The 17,142-nt window shown below is 68.2% G+C and carries 17 protein-coding genes; 5 read left to right on the top strand and 12 right to left on the bottom strand.

Annotated elements, in window-relative coordinates; all coding sequences use genetic code 11:
- Positions 1-37 precede the first annotated feature (37 nt).
- From IM25_RS07015 to IM25_RS27360, 5 genes are read right to left on the bottom strand one after another with little or no spacing between them, the layout of a single operon-like run.
- Complete coding sequence (locus tag IM25_RS07015) at positions 38-790, bottom strand: ABC transporter permease (protein WP_033097874.1); 753 nt, start codon at positions 788-790, stop codon at positions 38-40.
- Positions 791-827: 37 nt separating this feature from the next.
- A complete protein-coding gene (idi, locus tag IM25_RS07010; protein WP_033097875.1) occupies positions 828-1,412 on the bottom strand; it encodes an isopentenyl-diphosphate Delta-isomerase in 585 nt (194 codons plus the stop codon).
- A gap of 52 nt (positions 1,413-1,464) precedes the next feature.
- Positions 1,465-2,433 carry a phytoene/squalene synthase family protein gene (locus IM25_RS07005; protein WP_033097896.1) on the bottom strand — a complete coding sequence of 323 codons (969 nt, stop codon included), beginning with the start codon at positions 2,431-2,433 and terminating at the stop codon, positions 1,465-1,467.
- Entirely contained in the window at positions 2,426-4,045 is a 1,620-nt protein-coding gene (gene crtI, locus IM25_RS07000) for a phytoene desaturase family protein (RefSeq protein ID WP_033097876.1), read from the bottom strand. The genes IM25_RS07005 and crtI overlap by 8 nt, the downstream gene beginning before the upstream one ends.
- Positions 4,042-4,173: a hypothetical protein gene (locus tag IM25_RS27360; RefSeq protein ID WP_257785283.1), complete on the bottom strand. Its 132-nt coding sequence runs from the start codon at positions 4,171-4,173 to the stop codon at positions 4,042-4,044. The genes crtI and IM25_RS27360 overlap by 4 nt, the downstream gene beginning before the upstream one ends.
- Positions 4,174-4,350: 177 nt before the next feature.
- Between IM25_RS27360 and IM25_RS06995 the strand changes: the two genes are divergently transcribed.
- Together IM25_RS06995 and IM25_RS06990 are read left to right on the top strand one after the other, a co-directional pair.
- Positions 4,351-5,124 carry a DUF427 domain-containing protein gene (locus tag IM25_RS06995; protein ID WP_033097877.1) on the top strand — a complete coding sequence of 258 codons (774 nt, stop codon included), beginning with the start codon at positions 4,351-4,353 and terminating at the stop codon, positions 5,122-5,124.
- Positions 5,121-6,542, top strand: coding sequence for a DHA2 family efflux MFS transporter permease subunit (locus IM25_RS06990; RefSeq protein WP_065995902.1), 1,422 nt, complete (start codon positions 5,121-5,123; stop codon positions 6,540-6,542). The genes IM25_RS06995 and IM25_RS06990 overlap by 4 nt, the downstream gene beginning before the upstream one ends.
- Positions 6,543-6,549: 7 nt before the next feature.
- On the opposite strand, the gene IM25_RS06985 is transcribed toward IM25_RS06990, so the two are convergent.
- From IM25_RS06985 to IM25_RS26385, 5 genes are all read right to left on the bottom strand, one after another.
- Positions 6,550-9,030: a bifunctional lysylphosphatidylglycerol flippase/synthetase MprF gene (locus IM25_RS06985; protein ID WP_442971917.1), complete on the bottom strand. Its 2,481-nt coding sequence runs from the start codon at positions 9,028-9,030 to the stop codon at positions 6,550-6,552.
- Positions 9,031-9,056: 26 nt separating this feature from the next.
- The gene (locus tag IM25_RS06980) at positions 9,057-10,376 is read right to left on the bottom strand and encodes an alpha/beta hydrolase (protein ID WP_084294977.1); all 1,320 of its coding nucleotides are present in this window, start codon (positions 10,374-10,376) and stop codon (positions 9,057-9,059) included.
- 426 nt (positions 10,377-10,802) lie between these two features.
- The gene (locus IM25_RS06970) at positions 10,803-12,356 is read right to left on the bottom strand and encodes a succinic semialdehyde dehydrogenase (protein WP_006553362.1); all 1,554 of its coding nucleotides are present in this window, start codon (positions 12,354-12,356) and stop codon (positions 10,803-10,805) included.
- Between the two features lie 65 nt (positions 12,357-12,421).
- Positions 12,422-13,153, bottom strand: a complete 732-nt coding sequence (locus IM25_RS06965; RefSeq protein WP_006553361.1) for a GAF and ANTAR domain-containing protein — start codon at positions 13,151-13,153, stop codon at positions 12,422-12,424.
- A 159-nt stretch (positions 13,154-13,312) separates the two neighbouring features.
- Complete coding sequence (locus IM25_RS26385) at positions 13,313-13,582, bottom strand: hypothetical protein (protein ID WP_033097880.1); 270 nt, start codon at positions 13,580-13,582, stop codon at positions 13,313-13,315.
- A gap of 43 nt (positions 13,583-13,625) precedes the next feature.
- On the opposite strand from IM25_RS26385, the gene IM25_RS25360 reads away from it, so the two are divergent.
- Complete coding sequence (locus tag IM25_RS25360) at positions 13,626-13,763, top strand: hypothetical protein (protein WP_198162542.1); 138 nt, start codon at positions 13,626-13,628, stop codon at positions 13,761-13,763.
- Between the two features lie 33 nt (positions 13,764-13,796).
- Here IM25_RS25360 and IM25_RS06955 read toward each other — a convergent pair whose 3' ends face one another.
- Together IM25_RS06955 and IM25_RS06950 are read right to left on the bottom strand one after the other, a co-directional pair.
- Positions 13,797-14,423, bottom strand: coding sequence for an SRPBCC family protein (locus tag IM25_RS06955; RefSeq protein ID WP_006553359.1), 627 nt, complete (start codon positions 14,421-14,423; stop codon positions 13,797-13,799).
- The gene (locus tag IM25_RS06950; protein WP_006553358.1) at positions 14,420-14,803 is read right to left on the bottom strand and encodes an ArsR/SmtB family transcription factor; all 384 of its coding nucleotides are present in this window, start codon (positions 14,801-14,803) and stop codon (positions 14,420-14,422) included. The genes IM25_RS06955 and IM25_RS06950 overlap by 4 nt, the downstream gene beginning before the upstream one ends.
- A 67-nt stretch (positions 14,804-14,870) precedes the next feature.
- On the opposite strand from IM25_RS06950, the gene IM25_RS06945 reads away from it, so the two are divergent.
- Entirely contained in the window at positions 14,871-16,715 is a 1,845-nt protein-coding gene (locus IM25_RS06945; RefSeq protein ID WP_065995899.1) for an AMP-dependent synthetase/ligase, read from the top strand.
- An 18-nt stretch (positions 16,716-16,733) separates the two neighbouring features.
- Positions 16,734-17,117, top strand: coding sequence for a DUF5313 family protein (locus IM25_RS06940; RefSeq protein WP_006553356.1), 384 nt, complete (start codon positions 16,734-16,736; stop codon positions 17,115-17,117).
- Positions 17,118-17,142: the final 25 nt, after the last annotated feature.

The raw sequence follows: 17,142 nt of genomic DNA, 5'->3' as shown, positions 1-17,142 counted from the left end.
CCTACTCCGGTCGGCACCCGCACCGCAGACCGTCGTCTCACGCAACGACCACGGGACGGTGACGCAGGGCGCGACCGAGACCGAGCGCCATCAGCACGGACGTGATCGAGGCCGTCGCCATGATCGCGGCGAGCACGACCACCTGGAACCGTCCGGCCTCCACCGGCGACAACCCGCCGAAGATCGCGCCGACGAACGCCCCGGGCAGAGTCACCAGACCGGTCGTCTTCGTCTGGTCGGTCGACGGGATCATCGCCGCGTGCACGGCGAAGCGTGCAGGTGAGAGTGTCGCCTGTCGCATGGTCGCGCCGAGTGCGAGCCAGCCCTCCACCTCGGGCCAGTGGTCGTCGACGGTTTCGTGGAAGCGGCGACCGGCGAGGGCCGCGACGGTCATGGTGTTGCCGATGATGATGCCGCCGAGCGCGAGCGCGTAGCGCGGGGTGGCCTCCACCGCGCCGGTCGCGAAGACGATGCCCGCCGCGACGAGTACGCCGGTCGACATCGCGACGGCCGTCGCCCCGCGCACGACGGACTCGTTCCCGATCCGCCGGCAGGCCGTCCACCACGCGACGGTGAACATCACGACGAGCACCACCGCGACCCACCGGGCGTCGGTGATGACGCCGGAGAGCACGACGCTGATGAGCGCGAGTTGCACCGCGCCGCGGGCGATGGCACCGACGGGCGCGAATCGGTGCGGGACCCGGAACGCCCACAGCACCGCCGTCGAGATCACGGCGAGAGCGAGGATGCCGATGATCGTGCGGATCAGGACGGTCGGGTCGATCACAGGGTCGACGTTAATGCCCCGGTCGCCGGGTGAGGCCCTATCGGCGCTCGGGCGCGGCGTGCGGCAGATCCGCGGCGGACGCCACCGGCCAGTGCAGCGGATCGGGGCCGAGCGTGCGGAGCTGCTCCACCTGTTCGCGGCACCACACCGACACCTCACGGCGTCCCTCGACGACGTCCTCGGAGAACTCCGTCCAGTCGACCCATTCGGTGTCGTGCACCTCCGACGGCTCAGGAGTGGGCGCCGGCCCGTCGTAGAGCACGCGGAAGACGGGGCAGATCTCGTTCTCGACGATGCCGTTGTCCATCACCGCGCGGTAGCGGAAGGACGGCAGGACGACCTCGATGTCGTGCACGTCGAGCCCGAGTTCCTGACGCAGCCGGCGGCGCACGGCCGCGGTGAGCGGTTCGTCGGGCGCCGGATGACCGCAGCAGCTGTTCGTCAGGACACCGGGGAAGGTCGACTTGTCCAGGGCGCGCCGGGTGAGCAGAACGTTGCCGTGGGGGTCGAAGACGTACGACGAGAAGGCGAGGTGCAGCGGGGTGTCGGTGGTGTGCACCGTGGCTTTCGGTTCGATCCCGACCGCGCGGCCTGCGTCGTCGAGCAGCACGACCTGTTCCATGTGTTGTCCTGTTCTGTATTCGTGTCCGAATGCCGGCTCGGCCGGGCGGGCCTCACCGGCCGAGCGGCGCGGTGGGCGTCCCCAGTCTCGACCGTGAACGCAGCGTGGTCCAACCGGCCGAGGCCAGCCGCGGTGCCGCCACCGACAGGCGCCGGCGCCGCGACACGCGTGCGCGCTGGTGGAGTACCCGGTATCCGCTCTCCTCCACCGCCCGCAGGATGTCGCCGTAGAGGACGAAGGCAGTCCGCATCGCGGGGCGCACCGTGGGGTCGAGGAGGTCGATGCCCGGTTCGGCCACACGGTAGAGCGAGCGGGTGTGCGCGATCAGGTGCGCGAGGGCGCGTTCGAGCCGTATGTCGCGCTGCCCGGTCCGGCGGCAGTGCCACAGCAGGTCCTCGTCCACGTCGAAGGCGGCGAGGATGTCGGTGGGCAGGTAGATGCGGTCGCGGTCGAGGTCCTCACCCATGTCGCGGATGAAGTTGGTGAGCTGGAAGGCCTCACCGAGCGCGGCGGCGGGGGCCTCGGCCCGTTCGCGTGCGGCCTCGATGCCGAGGATGGGCAGCATCTGCAGCCCGATGACGGCGGCCGAGCCGTACATGTACTCCGACAGTTCGTCCATCGTGCGGTACCGCGACCGGAACAGTTCGGTGCCGGGGATGTCCATCCGCATCGACCGCAGGAAGGCGTAGTAGTACTCGTGCGGGATGTCGTACCGCTGCGTGGTGTCGACGAGGGCCCGCAGCACGAGACCGAATTCGTCGTAGGTCGGCGGCCTGCCCCCGAGCGCGTCGGACAGACGGCGTTCGAGCGCGTCGAGAACCGGTGCCGCGTCGACCGGTTTCACGTCGACGATGTCGTCGACCATCCGCGCGAAACCGTAGAGGGCGTGCACCCCGGCCCGTTTGGACGCCGGGAAGATGCGGGTCGCGAGGAAGTAGGTCTTGCCGTGTCGCCGGTTGAGCTCACGGCACAGCTGATACGCCTCGTGCAGATCGGGATCGATCCCGTCGAGTTCACGCATGAGCAACCGCACCTGCTTCCATCGGAATCGACATCGTCGTGGATCCGGCAGTCACACCACCGGAGATACGTTCTGCGGCAAGACGTCCGGAGATGAGCACGGTCGGGACGCCGACACCCGGCGTGGTGCCCGACCCGGCGAGGACGAGATTGTCGACGCCGTGCACGAGGTTGGGGCGGCGGAAGGGCCCGGTCTGCCGGAACAGGTGTGCCGCCGAGAAGGGGCTGCCGTCGAGCATGCCCTTGTCGGCCCAGGTCTGCGGGGTGTCGAGGTGGTCGACCCACATGGAACTCGCGAATCCCCGATAACCGCGCCGTTCGAGGACCTGCTGGATCTCCCGCATGTACGGCCTGCCGAGTCGGCCCCAATCGAGGGGTGCGGCAGCGAGATTCGGGCACGGAGCCAGCACCGAGACGGGTTCGCACTCGACACCGCCGCGCACGACCCGCAGGGACGGATCGGTCACGGCGGGTCGCGTGATGAGCAGGGACGGATCGGCCATCAACCGGCCGCGGCCGCGCGGCGCGGTGATCCGCGCGAAGGTTTCCGCCCACTCGGCACCGAAATCGATGGTGTGGTGGGAATCAGGCCAGTCCTGCGTCACGTCGGTGGGCACCGTGCCGTGGAAGACGACGGCCGAGGGCGACGCGACGGTGGCGCTGCGGGCGCGGCGGCGCGGCGGGACCCCGGCGCGCAGCAGCAGGTCGTCGACCACGGGCAGGTCCACGGTGAGGACGACGGCGTCGGCGGCGAACTCCCGGCCGTCCGCGGAACGCACGCTCTTCGCGCGGCCCCCGTCGACGCGGAGTTCCGACACCTCGACCCCGGTGTGCACGGTGCCGCCGCCCCGGACGAGCGCATCGACCATCGCGGCGGCGATGGCGGACATGCCGCCCTTCGGGAAGTAGACGCCGAGCGAGGTGTCCATGTGGGCGATGGCGCCGTAGACCGCCAGGGCCGTCGACGGCGCTGTGCCCGCGTACAGGGCCTGGAAGGTGAAGATGCGCCGGAGCCGCTCGTCCTTGATGAACGACCCCACGCGCGATCCGAGTCGGCCGAAGCCGCCGAGCCGGACGAGGTTGGCGGTGTCGCGCAGTGCCGCAGGTGTCGACACGAGGTCGAGCGGCGAATCGAAGTTGGAGTCGATGTAGCGGTCGAACTCGGCGTCGAAGATCGACGCGAGCCAGCGGCGCAGCCGCCGGTATCCGCCGGCCTCCTCGGGACCGCACACGCGCGCGATCTCGGCGGTCATCTCGTCCGGATCGGAGTACACGTTCAGGGCGGTGCCGTCGGCGAAGCGCGCGTGGTAGCCGGGGGCGAGCGGGGTGAGGTCGAGCGCCGGGGTGGTCGAGTCGAAGGATTCTCCGACGGCCGCGAGCGCGTCGGCGATGAGATTCGGCATCGTCAGCACACTGGCACCGTTGTCGATGTCGTAGAGATGCCGCCCGTCCTCGAACACCGGGTACGTACCGACGCGACCACCGACCGTGTCCTCGCGTTCGAGGACGGTGACGCGCTTGCCGGCGCCGGTGAGGTGGAGCGCCGCGGACAGTCCCGCGAGGCCCGCGCCCACCACGACGACGGACTCGACGGAGCCGCTCACGGACCTCACGCCTTGCCTCCCTGCGCGCGCGGGGTCGTCTGCTCCGTGCGCGTGCGCGCTTCCATGAACAGCTGGAGGAAACCTACGGACGGGTGCGGGTGCCGATTCTCGTTCTGCCGGGCTTCGTAGTTGGGCATGATCGGTCTTCCTCCGGTCGTCGCTCGAGCCGCGTGGGCGTGCGTAGTGGTTCGTGTCGGTCGGTTCGGGTGACGGCCCTCACGCCGTCTCTCCCCGTATTCGGAGCCGGTCGTCGAGCGGATGGGTCGGGTCTGCGGATTCGTCCCGTCCCTGGACGGGCGCGATACGGTCGAGGTATGGCTGCCCGCAAGACCGCTGTGCTCCGACGGCCGTCGGAGACCGACGACTACCTCTACGAACCCGTCGATCGCCGGATCAGAGGTGAGTGGTTCGGCCGGACGGTCGTCGACAGCACCCGGGCCGTGCTGGTGTGGGCACCCGGCAAGCCCGTTCCGTTCTATGCCTTCCCTCGCGAGGACGTCCGGCTCGACCTGATCGCGGCTTCCCTGTCGCCGAGCCGCTCCCGGCAGGACGTCTGGCAGTGGTACGACATCGTCGTCCGCGACCATCGGGCCTATTCACCGGTCTGCCAGCTCGACGTCGACGGTCTCGACGACCGTCTCGTCTTCCAGTGGTTCCGGTGGGGCGAGACGGGGCCGGGCGACGATGTCGACGAGGGCGAACGGTGGTTCGAGGAGGAGACCGAAGTGTTCACCCATCCACGCGATCCCTATCACCGCGTCGACGCCCTGCGCGGCTCCCGGCACGTGCGGGTGACCATCGGCGACGTCGTGGTCGCCGAGACCCGCAACCCCGTACTCGTGTTCGAGACCGGCCTCCCGACCCGCTACTACCTCCCTCCCGAGGACGTCGACTTCTCGGTGCTCGAGGAATCCGAGTGGCGGACGAGCTGCCCCTACAAGGGCGCCGCCCGATACTGGTCGTTCTCCGGCACACCGCCTGCCGAGAACGTCGCATGGTCGTATCCCGAGCCGTTCCCCGGCATGGAGCCCATCGAGGGATACGTGTGCTTCTACGACGACGCCGCGGAGATCACGGTCGAGGAGTGAGTGCGTCGGCTGCGGGACGCAGCGCTGCCCCGATCCCCGAGCCGCGGGCCTGGCGCGCACTGGCGGCCCTGTGCGTGGGTCTGTTCATCACCCTGCTCGACCAATCGCTCGTCGCGGTGTCGCTGCCGCGTATCCGCGAGGATCTGGACGCGAGCATCAACCAGGTGGTGTGGGTGTCGGCGGCCTATCTGCTGACCTTCGCGGTGCCGCTGCTGGTCACCGGTCGTCTCGGCGACCGTTTCGGTCAGCGCAACGTCTACCTGGTGGGCATGGCGATCTTCACGGCCGCGGCCTTCGCGTGCTCGATGGCTCCGACGATCGAGTGGCTGATCGCGCTGCGTGCGGTGCAGGGGCTCGGCGGGTCGCTGATCAACCCGCAACCGCTGAGCATCATCCACCGGATCTTCGCGCACGACCGGCGCGGTGCGGCCACCGGTGTGTGGAGCGCGGTGGCCAGCTCGGCGGGGCTGTTCGGGCCCGTCCTCGGTGGGGTGCTCGTCGGTACCGGTGGGTGGCGGTGGGTCTTCTTCGTCTACATCCCGCTGGGCCTGATCTCTCTGGTGATGGTCGCGCGGTACGTGCCGAAACTGCCGACCGGGGCGCGTCGCATCGACGTGCTGAGCGCCGTCGTCTCGCTGGTCGCGGTCACCGGCGTGATCTTCTCCCTGCAGCAGGGTCCCGATGCCGGCTGGACCGTGTGGGTGTGGGTCGTCCTCGGTATCGGGATCGTGGCGTTCGGGGTGTTCGTGCGTCTGCAGCGGACCGCGGTGGCCCGCGGCACCGAGGCGCTGGCCCCGCTCGGGTTGTTCACCCGCCGCAACTTCACCCTCGGGGTGACCGCCGTGGCGACGCTGGGTTTCACGGTCTACGCCGTGACCCTGCCGATCATGCTCTACCTGCAGGTGGGTCAGGGACTGTCCGCGCAGGTCGCAGGTCTGATGCTGGTACCGATGGGCGTGATCTCGGTGATCATGGCGCCCTTGATCGGGCGGGTCACCGATCGGGTCGCGCCGGGCCGGATCTCCCGGATCGGTTTCTCCGCGATGATCGCGGCGATGCTGTCGTTCGGTGTGGCGATGCATCTCGAGGCCACCGTAGGCTGGCTCCTGATCCCGATCGTGCTGCTCGGTTTCGCGAACTCGTTGTGCTGGGCCCCGAACTCGACGATCGCGTTGCGCGACCTGCCCGGTGACCTCGTAGGCGCCGGATCGGGTGTGTACAACACCGCCCGGCAGGTCGGTGCGGTACTCGGTGCGGCCGCCCTCGGTGCGGTGATGCAGATGGGTGAGGGGACGCTCGGGTTCGGTGCCGCGATGGGCAATGCGGTGTTGCTCCCGGTGGTCTTCCTCTTGGTGGGACTGGTGGCGGTCTCCCGTTTCCGAGAGAGTTCCACCGTCACCAGCGCAACGGGTGCGTGAGCAACCGTCATCGGCGCAGCAGGTGCGTGACCAGGCGTCCGCCTTCCTCCAGGGACATGTGGGGAAGATAGGCACGACCGACCGCGATCCCGATGGTCGGCAGCGCCGCCGGGTCCGGGAACACCATGTACAGCGGGCGGTAACGGGGCTGGAACTTCGCCTTGAACGCCAGCAGCGAGCGGAATCCGTATACCGGTTCGAGCGTGCGGCCGAGCAGATCGAGCAGGGCGTCGAGGGCTCCTCGGTCGAGTCCGGACCCACCGTCCATACTCGCGAGGGGCGCCCCCGACAAGCTCAGGAATTCGAGGCCCTCGTCGGCGGCGGACCGTGCCGCGGACGCGATGAGGAATTCCATGGCCGGCCGGAAGCCGTCCGAACGTCGCCGCATGAAGTCCAGCGTCAGCCCGACCACCTTCCCGTCCCGGTGGACCGGCATCCACGACGTGATCGCATGGACGTGGTCGTTCGCGTCGACCGCGAGCAGCAACCGGACTTCGGGATCGCGCAGTTCGGCGACTCCTCCGAGCGTGAACCCCATCTCGGGCAGTCCCTTGTCGGCCACCCATTCCTCGGAGATGTCGACGATCTGCTCGGTCACCGACAGCGGCGCGGCGGCGAAGGTCGTCCATCGCGCTTCGATCCCGTCCTTGGCAGCACGGTTGAGGGCGGTGCGGACGTCCTGGAACTTCTTGCCCTTGAAGGCGAGGTCCGCGAGATCGACGACGGTCTCCTCACCCACCTGCAAACAGGTCCAACCGTGGTCCCGGGCGATCGTCGCCGTCTCCTCGCCCACCGAGTACAGGCACGGTGTCCATCCGTTGCCGAGGCAGTACGCCGCGAACTCGTCGATCGTCTCGGTCATCGAGGCGCGCTCACCGATCGGATCCGTCGCCGTCAGCGCGACACCCGAGTGGACCCGATACGCCACGGCGTGCCTGCCGTCGGTGCCGAACCAGTACCGATTCCCCGCCCAGGTGGTCATCCACGACATCGATCCGCCGCCCGGGTCGTGCAGGAGTTCTCGCACCCGCTGCTCGTCGCCGAGGTCGACCCCGGCAGGGGGCACGAGGAAGCTGCGCCACAGGAGCACGCAGAAGGCGACCCAGACGATCACGCCGATCCACTCGAACAACAGGGTGGCGGCGGTGTCGAGGGGCATCACGGGAGGCTCGAAGAGCTGGAGGTAGACCGGTGGAAGGAGCCGGCGCGGCGCGTCGCGGAGCAAGGTGCCGATGCCGGGATCACGATCGAACCCGTCCGCCACCAGCGTGCCCACCATCACGTACGTCACGAGCGCGATGCCTGCGGCGGCTGCGGTTCCGGCCCATACCCGGCGATAGGTTCCCTGCGGTGCACGGACATCGAACAGGGTGCGGGTCAGCAGTAACAGGGCGAGCACGGAGACCAGCGCGAGGAGTGGCGCGAGTTCCATGGATACGGAGCTGTGCCGGTGGATTCCGTACAACAGGGAGCGGATCTCGTCCTGTTCGGTCACGCGGACGATCGTGCTCGCGGCGGCCACGACGATCAGCACGATGTGTCCTCCGACCGAGAGGAACCATGCTGCCCGCCGCCCTCGACGCAGTCCTTCGGCACCGATCAGCAGCAGTACCGACGGCATGAGATTCGCGACGAGCGGACCTGCACCGGAGAGCCGAAGGGCCTGTTGCCCTTTCCGGCACTCGTCGTGCAGCGCGGGATCGGCACACACCTCGACGAGTTCTCGCGGGGGGTAGGGAACCTGCTCGAACAGCTCGCGTAGCGCGGACAGCGGTCCGATCGAGTGTGGGGAGAGCGCCGCGAAGATCGGGCCGAGCACGCTCGCTGCGACCACGAGCGCGACGAGCGTGCGGCGCTCCCGGATGGTGCCGCCGAGCACAGGACGGCGCACACCACGTCCGAACAGGAGCGGGCCGGCGAGCAACCCGGCCAGCGCGACGGTCACCCTGTTCACGTCCTGCAGGTGTCCGGCGAACAAGGCTGCGGTCACCAGGAAAACCAGCAGGAGTGTCCGGATGCGGCGACGCCACAGGGTGCCCATCGCGGTGGTGGAGGCGAGCAGGACGCCGAGCACCCACGCCAGCGGGTCCTCGGTGAGGTGGGTGTGCAGCTCCCTGCCCCACAGGTTCGGCACCAGGGAGGCGACCTGAGCAACGAGCAATGCGAGTGCCGCGCCCAGGCCCTGTGAGACGAGCGCGGCGAGCGTGAACCTGCGACTGCCGATGCGACGTTCGACCGGCACCGCGACGGCGAGGATCGCAATGCTTCCGAGCACATACTCACCGGGACCGGAGGCGAACAACCCTGAAGTCCACAGTGTCCACAGGTGGCCGTCGGTGATATTCGGGATCCCGAGCGACATCTCGGATGCCGTTGCGTGCGACGGCCCGTTCCTCACAGAACCGGTGACGACCGCCAGGAACCAGATCAGCACGAGCAGTCCGCACGAGACGGGCGCCCGGAGCACCACCGTCCCGGTGCGGGACATCAGCCCCCCCGCCCCTGTGCGGCGCATCAGTTGCCGAGCCGGAGCCGTTGTGCGAGCCATGGCAACTCCTTCTCGAGCCCTGCGGACCACAGGGCGAAGCTGTGTGTGCCCGGCAGTTCGGTGAGGTGGACGTCCATCCCCGCGCTCCGAGCCAACGAAGCGAGTTGTTCCACCCCGGCACGGTATTCGGAATCGTCGAGTCCCACCACGAAAGCACCGGCGGAATCGGGATACCGATTGCGTGCGAGCAGGTCGGCAGGATTGTTGCGCGCGAATGCTTCCGCATCACCACCGAACACGTCCCGGATCGTCGACGCCCGGTCACCGATGGTCGGCTCGGCCTGTCCCGACATGTCCAGAAAGGTCGGGTAGACATCTGGCCGGGTGGTCGCGAGTTGCAGTGCGCACGTTCCGCCGTACGAGAGTCCGCCCACGGCCCGTGCCCGTGGGTCGTCGTCGACCTGCAGGTCGTCCCGTACCCACGCCGGAACGTCGACGGCCAGATAGGTCGCCACGTTGCCGAGATGCGAGTCGGCGCACAACGGGTTGTCGAACTGGCCTCCGGTGCCGTCCGCGAGCACGACGACCGGCGCCAGGCCGTGATGCTGCGCGGCATAGGCGTCCATGGTGGACGGGAGATGTCCGCCCACGAGCCAGTCCTCCGGACTGCCGGGCTGTCCGGCGAGCAGTACCAGCACCGGCAGTTCCGGTCGTGGATCCGAGAAGTAGGCCGGCGGGAGGTAGACGCGGGCTTCCCGCGCCCGAAATCCGGAGACTGTTCCGGGAATTGTCACAGAGGTGACCGCACCGGTCGCAGGCAGATCGTCCGACGCCGACCAGTCCTCCACCGGCACGGTCTGCGATGCCCGGAGGGAGGGGTCGTCGAAGGGGACGGTCCGGTAGTCGCTGATTCCGAGAACAGTCCGAACGGTGGGATAGGCGTCGTAGACCGCGTCGATCCGGCCCGCGGCGGAGATCACGACGAGTACCGCAGACACCACGAGTGCCGTCGCGACGAGTGGTCGGGCCCGGTCGCGACGTCGCACGAACCATCGTCCGATCAGTAGGGAGACGGCGAGCAGTGCCGTTGCCGCCCACCCGTACACCGCCCACGGCAGACGATCCGGGAACGGTTTCCACACCTTCTCGATCAGGAGCGCGGCTACCACCGTCGAGCCGAGGGCGGCGGTTACTGCGAGGGGTACTCCGTGTGCGAACCACACCCGGTAGCGGCGGAGGAGCAACACGATCAGACCGATGACCGTGAGGATCGCGAACACCGCGGTCGCCGTGGGGGTGGTGAGCGGTATTCCCAGCACTCCGTTCACCATCCTGGTCGAGGACATGGCGATCAGTATGCGCGGCCTTACACCCACCTGTCCGACATCACCGTCGAGACCATCGCAGAACAAGCGGAGGTTTCTACACGCACGCGCTGATCGCCGCTACGGCGGCCGGTGCGGTGCTGTTCGTCGCGGTGGAACGACGCGTCGCCGAACCCGCGATCGGCTGGGGCTCCTGTCGACCCTCGGCGCGGACACCCCGATCTGGGTGCTGGGCTGCTGGTTCGCCGTGCTCGGCATCGGATTCGGCACGTCCATGCAGCTTCTCGTGCTGATCGTGCAGAATTCCGGTTCTCGAGGCGTACAACGACGCGCTCGTGCCGATCTACCTGTACATTGCGCCGCTCGTGGTGGTCGCCGGGGTCCTGCTGTGCCTCGTCGTCGAGAAACCCCTCGCGACCACCATCGCGTGGAAGAGCGATCCGGCTCCTAACGACCCGGCAGCCACTGCATCGACTTGACGAAGGGGGCGAGCACCTTCGCCCACACCCGCCGCGGAAGTCCGCGCGGGCCGTCGAGATTGAGCAGGCGCGTCGTCGCGATCGTCTGCGCCTCGGTGTACTTGTACAGGCCCTCCGCGCCGTGGCGGCGTCCCATGCCGGAGATGCCCATACCGCCCATCGGTGCGTCGGTGCTGCCCCATGCCGGGGCGTATCCCTCGTCGACGTTCACCGTGCCGGCACGCACCCGCGCGGCGATGGCCTCGCCCTGCGCCTTCGTCGCGCCCCACACCGATGCGTTGAGCCCGTACTCGGTGTCGTTGGCCTCGCGGATCGCTTCTTCGACATTCTCCACCGGATAGATCGACACCACCGGGCCGAACGTCTCGTTCCGGTAGCACTCGGCGTCCTCGGGCACGTCGGTGAGCACGGTGGGTTCGAAGAACAGCGGTCCGAGGTCGGGCCGCGTCTTCCCGCCGGCGACGACGGTCGCGCCCTTGGCGACGGCGTCCTCGATGTGCCGGGTCACCGTCTTGACCTGGCTCTCGCTGATGAGGCAGCCCATCTCGGTACCGAAGTCGTAGTCGGGACCGAGCGACATCTCGCGCACCCGTGCCCCGAACATCCGGATGAACTCGGGGGCGATCGACTTCTCGACGTAGATCCGCTCGATCGAGATGCACAGCTGCCCGGAGTTCGAGAAGCATGCCCGCACGGCGGCGTCGGTGACCTCGCGCAGGTTCACCCCGGAGGTGACGATCATGGGGTTCTTGCCACCGAGTTCGGCGGAGAACCCGATCAGGCGCCGGCCGGCCTGCTCGGCGAGCAGACGTCCCGTCTCCGACGAACCCGTGAACATCAGGTAGTCGGTGCTTTCGACGATGGCGGTGCCCACCACGGTGCCGGGACCGGTGACCACGGCGAAGACGTCGCGGGGGACCCCGGCCTCGTAGAGGAGTTCGACGACGGCGAGCGCGCAGTAGGGCGTCTGGCTGTCGGGCTTGAGCACCACGCTGTTGCCGGCGAGCAGGGCGGGGATCGCGTCGGAGACGGCCAGCGTCATCGGGTAGTTCCACGGCGCGATCACGCCGACGACGCCCTTGGGATGGTGCAGGACGGTGGTCTTCGTCAGGACCGGCAGCATGCCCGTGGCCTTGCGGGGGCGCAGGAGCTTCGGTGCGACGCGCGCGTAGAACCGCGCGGTCATCGAGATGTCGAGCACCTCTTCTTGCGCGGAGACACGGGACTTGCCGGTCTCGGCCTGCGCCATGTCCATGAGCTGCTCGCGTCGGGACAGCACGAGCTCGCGGTAGCGGTGCATGATCGCGGCGCGCTTCTCGACGGGCAGCTTCGCCCACGCGACCTGCGCGATGCGGGCCCGGTCGATCGCGGCCTTCGCGTCCTCGGCCGTGCCGACCGGCACGGTGGCCAGCTCCCGGCCGGTGAACGCCTCGACGACGGGGCGGGTGGTCCGCTCGGCGGCGTCGGGGATCGCGATGAGGTCGGCAAGACGCTGGAAGGTCGCAGCGCTCGGAGCTGGCATGTTGCACCCCTACCGGTGAGTAGTACTTGCAGTTTCACTAAACTTACCCGGGTGCGTGTGTGCTGTCACACAGGCGTGGCGTCGAGGCCCGTCTCCCGATCGTCGCGTCGCTCGGGACCTGCTTCGACGATCCCCTGAGCGACCTCCGCGAGGGGGACGTTGCTGTCCTGCGAGAGCCGGCGCAACAGTTCGAAGGCCGCAACGGCATCGATACCGAAACGCTCCATGATCATGCCCTTGGCCTGCCCGATGATGTCGCGGGTCGCCAGGGCGGACGCGAACTGTCCCCGACTGCGGGCCGCGCTCATCGCCATCGCGGCATGAGCGGCCAGGACCTCGGCGGTCGCCTCCGCCGGAGGACCGAACGCCTCGGCTTTCGCAGAGAACATGTTCAGCGCTCCCATGCTCTCCTGATCGAGATACAGCTGGAACGACAAGGCACTGAGTACACCCGCGTCCACCGCGGCCTTCGCGAAACGCGGCCAGCGGGTCTCCGTCCGCAGGTCTTCGGAGCGCACCACGAGATATTTGAAGCTCGCATCGAGGCACGGACCTTCCCCGAACTGTTCCTGGACGTCGTCGAGATGCTCGGCGAGTTCCGACGTCGCGGCGAGAGAGCGGAAATGCTTCCTTCCGGTCACGATGAGGACGTCGGCGCAGTCGGCCCCCTCCACCAGTTCGACCGCGGCCGCGGTCACGCCGCGCAGGGTCTCGTCGAGATCGGCCGGATGGTAGAAGCCGCGAGCGAGCTGGGCCATACGCCGCCCGAGATCGCCCGCTTCCGACGCACGTGTCATGGGTTCATCCCTTCTCCATCGAGTTCGTAACCCCGCGGATCCGCCGACCGTATTGCCCGACTCAGCGAGCTCTACACCGCCGTCCTCCTCATCGGAACACGACCTCTTCCATTTCTACCCCGATAGTCTGGACTGATGGATCCGCCGGTGACCCGGTATCTACCCCGCGATGGTCACAATCCGGCCTACGGGGTGGCCGGAACCGGCCCCACCGACGTCGTGTGGTTCTTCGAGGTCCAGATGCGTCTGGACCTGTTGTGGACCGATCCGTACATGCACTCGCTCTTCGAACGCCTCGCCACCTGTTCGCGCGCCGTCTGTTTCCAGCGCCGCGGTTTCGGGCTCTCCGATCCCGTCGACCACGTGCCCACGATCGAACAGCAGGCCGAGGACGTCCTCGCCGTCATGGACGCCGAGCAGATCCGGCACGCCACCCTCATCGAGGATCGGCCCGATCGCCCAGGAAGCCGGCGTGGGAACCCTGGTGCTCTCGCACATGGTCCCGGGCAATCGGCCCGATTCCACCTGGGAAGGATGCGGCGCCGGATTCGCCGGGCGCCTCGTCATCGGCCACGACCTCGACGTGATCGGCGTCGGAGCCCCGGCCTGACCCCGTGCGTCGGAGACGCAGCGTGAGCCCGTTCTATTCGCCCGTGTAGAACGCACTCGTCCGCTCGGCGGCTGCGCGTGCCTGTTCGGGGTCCTCGCCCGCGGCGATGTCGGCCTCGCACCAGCCTTCGCTGCTGTCGCGGACGAACTGCAGACCTTCCTCGGACATCGACCAGGTCTCGAATTCCTTCGGGTCCACCGTTTCTCCCGATTCGATGTGCAGTCCGAGTCCGAGAAGCGCCTGGTCCCAGCCGATACCGACTGCGCCCGGACCGTACTGCTCCCAGTGCTCGTCGGGGTGGGCGATGTGCGTCAGTTCCAGGCGCGCCCGGTCTCCCGGTTCGGGCAGGACCGACACCTCGATCCAGCTCACGTGACCAGCGAATTCCCAGGTGGCCCTGAACGTCCGGGGCGGTTCGCAGGTGAGGACCTCACCGCCGGCGTTGCCCTGGAGCTGGTACCGGCCACCGACCTCGAGGTCGCCCTCGACGGGCAGGAACCAGCGGGGGATGCGCTGCGGGTCGGTGCACGCCTCCCACAGGTCCTCGGCGCTCGTGCGGTAGCTGCGCGAGATCGTGACAACCTTGGCCTCGTGGCCCTCGACGGTGCGACGACCGACCGTGCGGCGACTCGTCTCGTTGCTCGTGATCACGTTCTTCATGAGGATTTCCTTCTCTCGTCGGAAGCAGGGAGCGCGGGCGGGACGGCGTCGCGGCTCCGCCGCTCACGCTTGCCGCGCGCGATCTCGGTCTCCAGGGCGTCCAGCGCCGCGAATACCGGCGTATGCAGACCCGCGAGCCAGTCCTCGAGTTCGACGAGGACCTCGGGATCGAGTTCGTAGTAGCGGCGGGTGCCGTCCTTGTGGACGGCGGCGAACCGCTGGTCGCGCAGGATCTTGAGATGTTGCGAGACCGCCGGCTGGGAGATCGAGAACTCCCGGCCGATCGCCGCGACGATTTCACCGGCCACCTGCGGACCGCCCGCGAGCAGTTCGAGAATGCGGCGGCGAACCGGATCTGCGAGGACCTCGAACCCGTGCATGAACCAACTATATAAGTTCCTACTTATATTCACCAGAAGGACGGTTCCGCTACCTAGACTTCGACATATGACGACAACGACGCGCGTCTCCGAGGAAAAGGTCGACCGAGCGGTCATCGACGAACGGGCCCCCTCGGTCGCCCGCCTGTTACTCGATCGAGTGGCCGCCACACCCGACGCCGAGGCCTTCCGCTACCCCGACGGGAAGGACGGCTGGACGTCGGTCACCTGGGAACAGACCGGGGATCGGGTACGACTGCTCGCGGCCGGCTTGATCTCCCTGGGTATCGAGGCCGAGGACCGCGTGGCCCTCGCGTCGTCCACCCGCTACGAATGGGTGCTCGGCGACCTCGCCGTCATGTGCGCGGGCGCCGCGACCACCACCGTCTACCCCACCACCCACGCCGACGACGTCGCGTTCATCGTCGCCGACTCCGGCAGCCGGATCGTCATCGCCGAGGACGCCGGGCAGGTCGAGAAGCTCGTGAGCCACCGCAGCGATCTGCCCGAGGTGGCGAAGGTCGTGGTCGTCGAGGGCACCGGCGACGGTGATTGGGTCATCAATTTCGATGAGCTCGCCGACCTGGGCCGTGGCCTGCTCGCCGAGGACTCCGGAGCGGTGCTCAACCGCATCCACAGCATCAGGGCCGAGCACCTGGCCACCCTCATCTACACCTCGGGTCCCACCGGCAAGCCGAAGGGCGTGCGCCTGCCGCACTCGGCGTGGACCTACGAGGCCGCCGCCATCGACGCGCTGCACATGCTCAGCTCCGACGACCTGCAGTATCTGTGGCTGCCGCTGTCGCACGTCTTCGGCAAGGTGCTGCTCACCCTCCCTCTGCAGATCGGCTTCCCCACCGCGGTGGACGGACGTGTCGACAAGATCGTCGAGAACCTCGCGGTGGTCCGCCCGACCTTCATGGGTGCGGCCCCGCGCATCTTCGAGAAGGCCCACGCGCGCGTCGAGGGAATGATGGAGGAGGAAGGCGGCGCCAAGAAGAAGATCTTCGACTGGGCCGTAGGCGTGGGCCGGAAGGTGTCGAAGGCGAAGCAGGCCGGCAGGTCGCCCGGACTGCTGGACAAACTGCAGCACGGCCTCGCCGACAAGCTGGTCTTCTCCACCATCCGCGAACGCTTCGGCGGTCACCTGCGGTTCTTCATCTCCGGTTCGGCGGCGCTCAACCCCGAGGTCGGCGAATGGTTCGACGCCGTCGGCATCCCCGTCCTCGAGGGTTACGGACTCACCGAGACCTCTGCCGCGACGTTCGTCAACCGTCCCTACGCCAACCGCATCGGCACGGTCGGCTGGCCCGTCCCGGGCACGGAGGTCCGCATCGCGGAGGACGGCGAGGTGCTCGTCCGCGGCCCCGGTGTGATGACCGGCTACCACAACCGGCCCGACGCGACCGCCGAGTCGCTCTCCGACGACGGATGGTTCCACACCGGCGACATCGGCAGCCTCGACGACGAGGGCTACCTGCGCATCACCGACCGCAAGAAGGACATGTTCAAGACGTCGCAGGGCAAGTACGTCGCCCCGTCGTCGCTGGCAGCGACCTTCAAAGGCATGTGCCCGTACGCGTCGGAGATCGTCGTCTACGGCGAGGGCAAGCCCTACTGCGTGGCGCTGGTGGCGCTCGATCCGGAATCCGTCGGCGAGTGGGCGAACAAGAACGGTGTGAGCGGATCGTTCGAGGACATCGCACGGCACGACAAGACCCACGATCTGATCTCCGGATACATCGACGAGCTGAACCTGCAGCTCAACCGGTGGGAGCAGATCAAGAAGTTCACGATCATCGAGCGTGAACTGTCGGTCGAATCGGGTGATCTGACGCCGAGCATGAAGCTGCGCAGGAAGGTCGTCGTCGACAACTTCGCCGACAGGCTGGCAGGCCTCTACGAAAGGTGACGGCCTATCCTGGGTCTCATGATGAGTAGTGCACGACCGAATTTCCTGCAGCGGATCGGCTACATGTTCGGTCGCGCGCTACCGCCCGAGATGCGGGAGTGGGTACGCGACGACGTCCTGGGCCCCGGCGGAACACGCCGCTACCTGCTGCGATGGAACCTGCCGATCATCCCGCTGCTCCTGCTGTTCCTGCTGATCCCGGGGCCGGTGTGGATCCCGATCGCGATGATGCTGTTGCTGCTGCTGCCATGGGTCTACTTCTCGGTGGCGTTGATGCCCATCTGGCAGCGGCACCGCCTCCAGCAGCACGGTCTCGATCCGGAACTGCTCAGCGCGAAGGCACGCGCCCGCGCCGCCCGCGAACGAGAGGACTACGAACGCCGTTTCGGTCGCGCGTCCTGACCGGACCTCCCACGGTGCGGGGCAG

This window comes from Rhodococcus sp. p52 (genome assembly GCF_000763325.2).
GTDB lineage: Bacteria > Actinomycetota > Actinomycetes > Mycobacteriales > Mycobacteriaceae > Rhodococcus > Rhodococcus pyridinivorans.
Note: the sequence above shows the minus strand (reverse complement) of the source record. Positions and strands in the feature narration are given on the sequence as shown.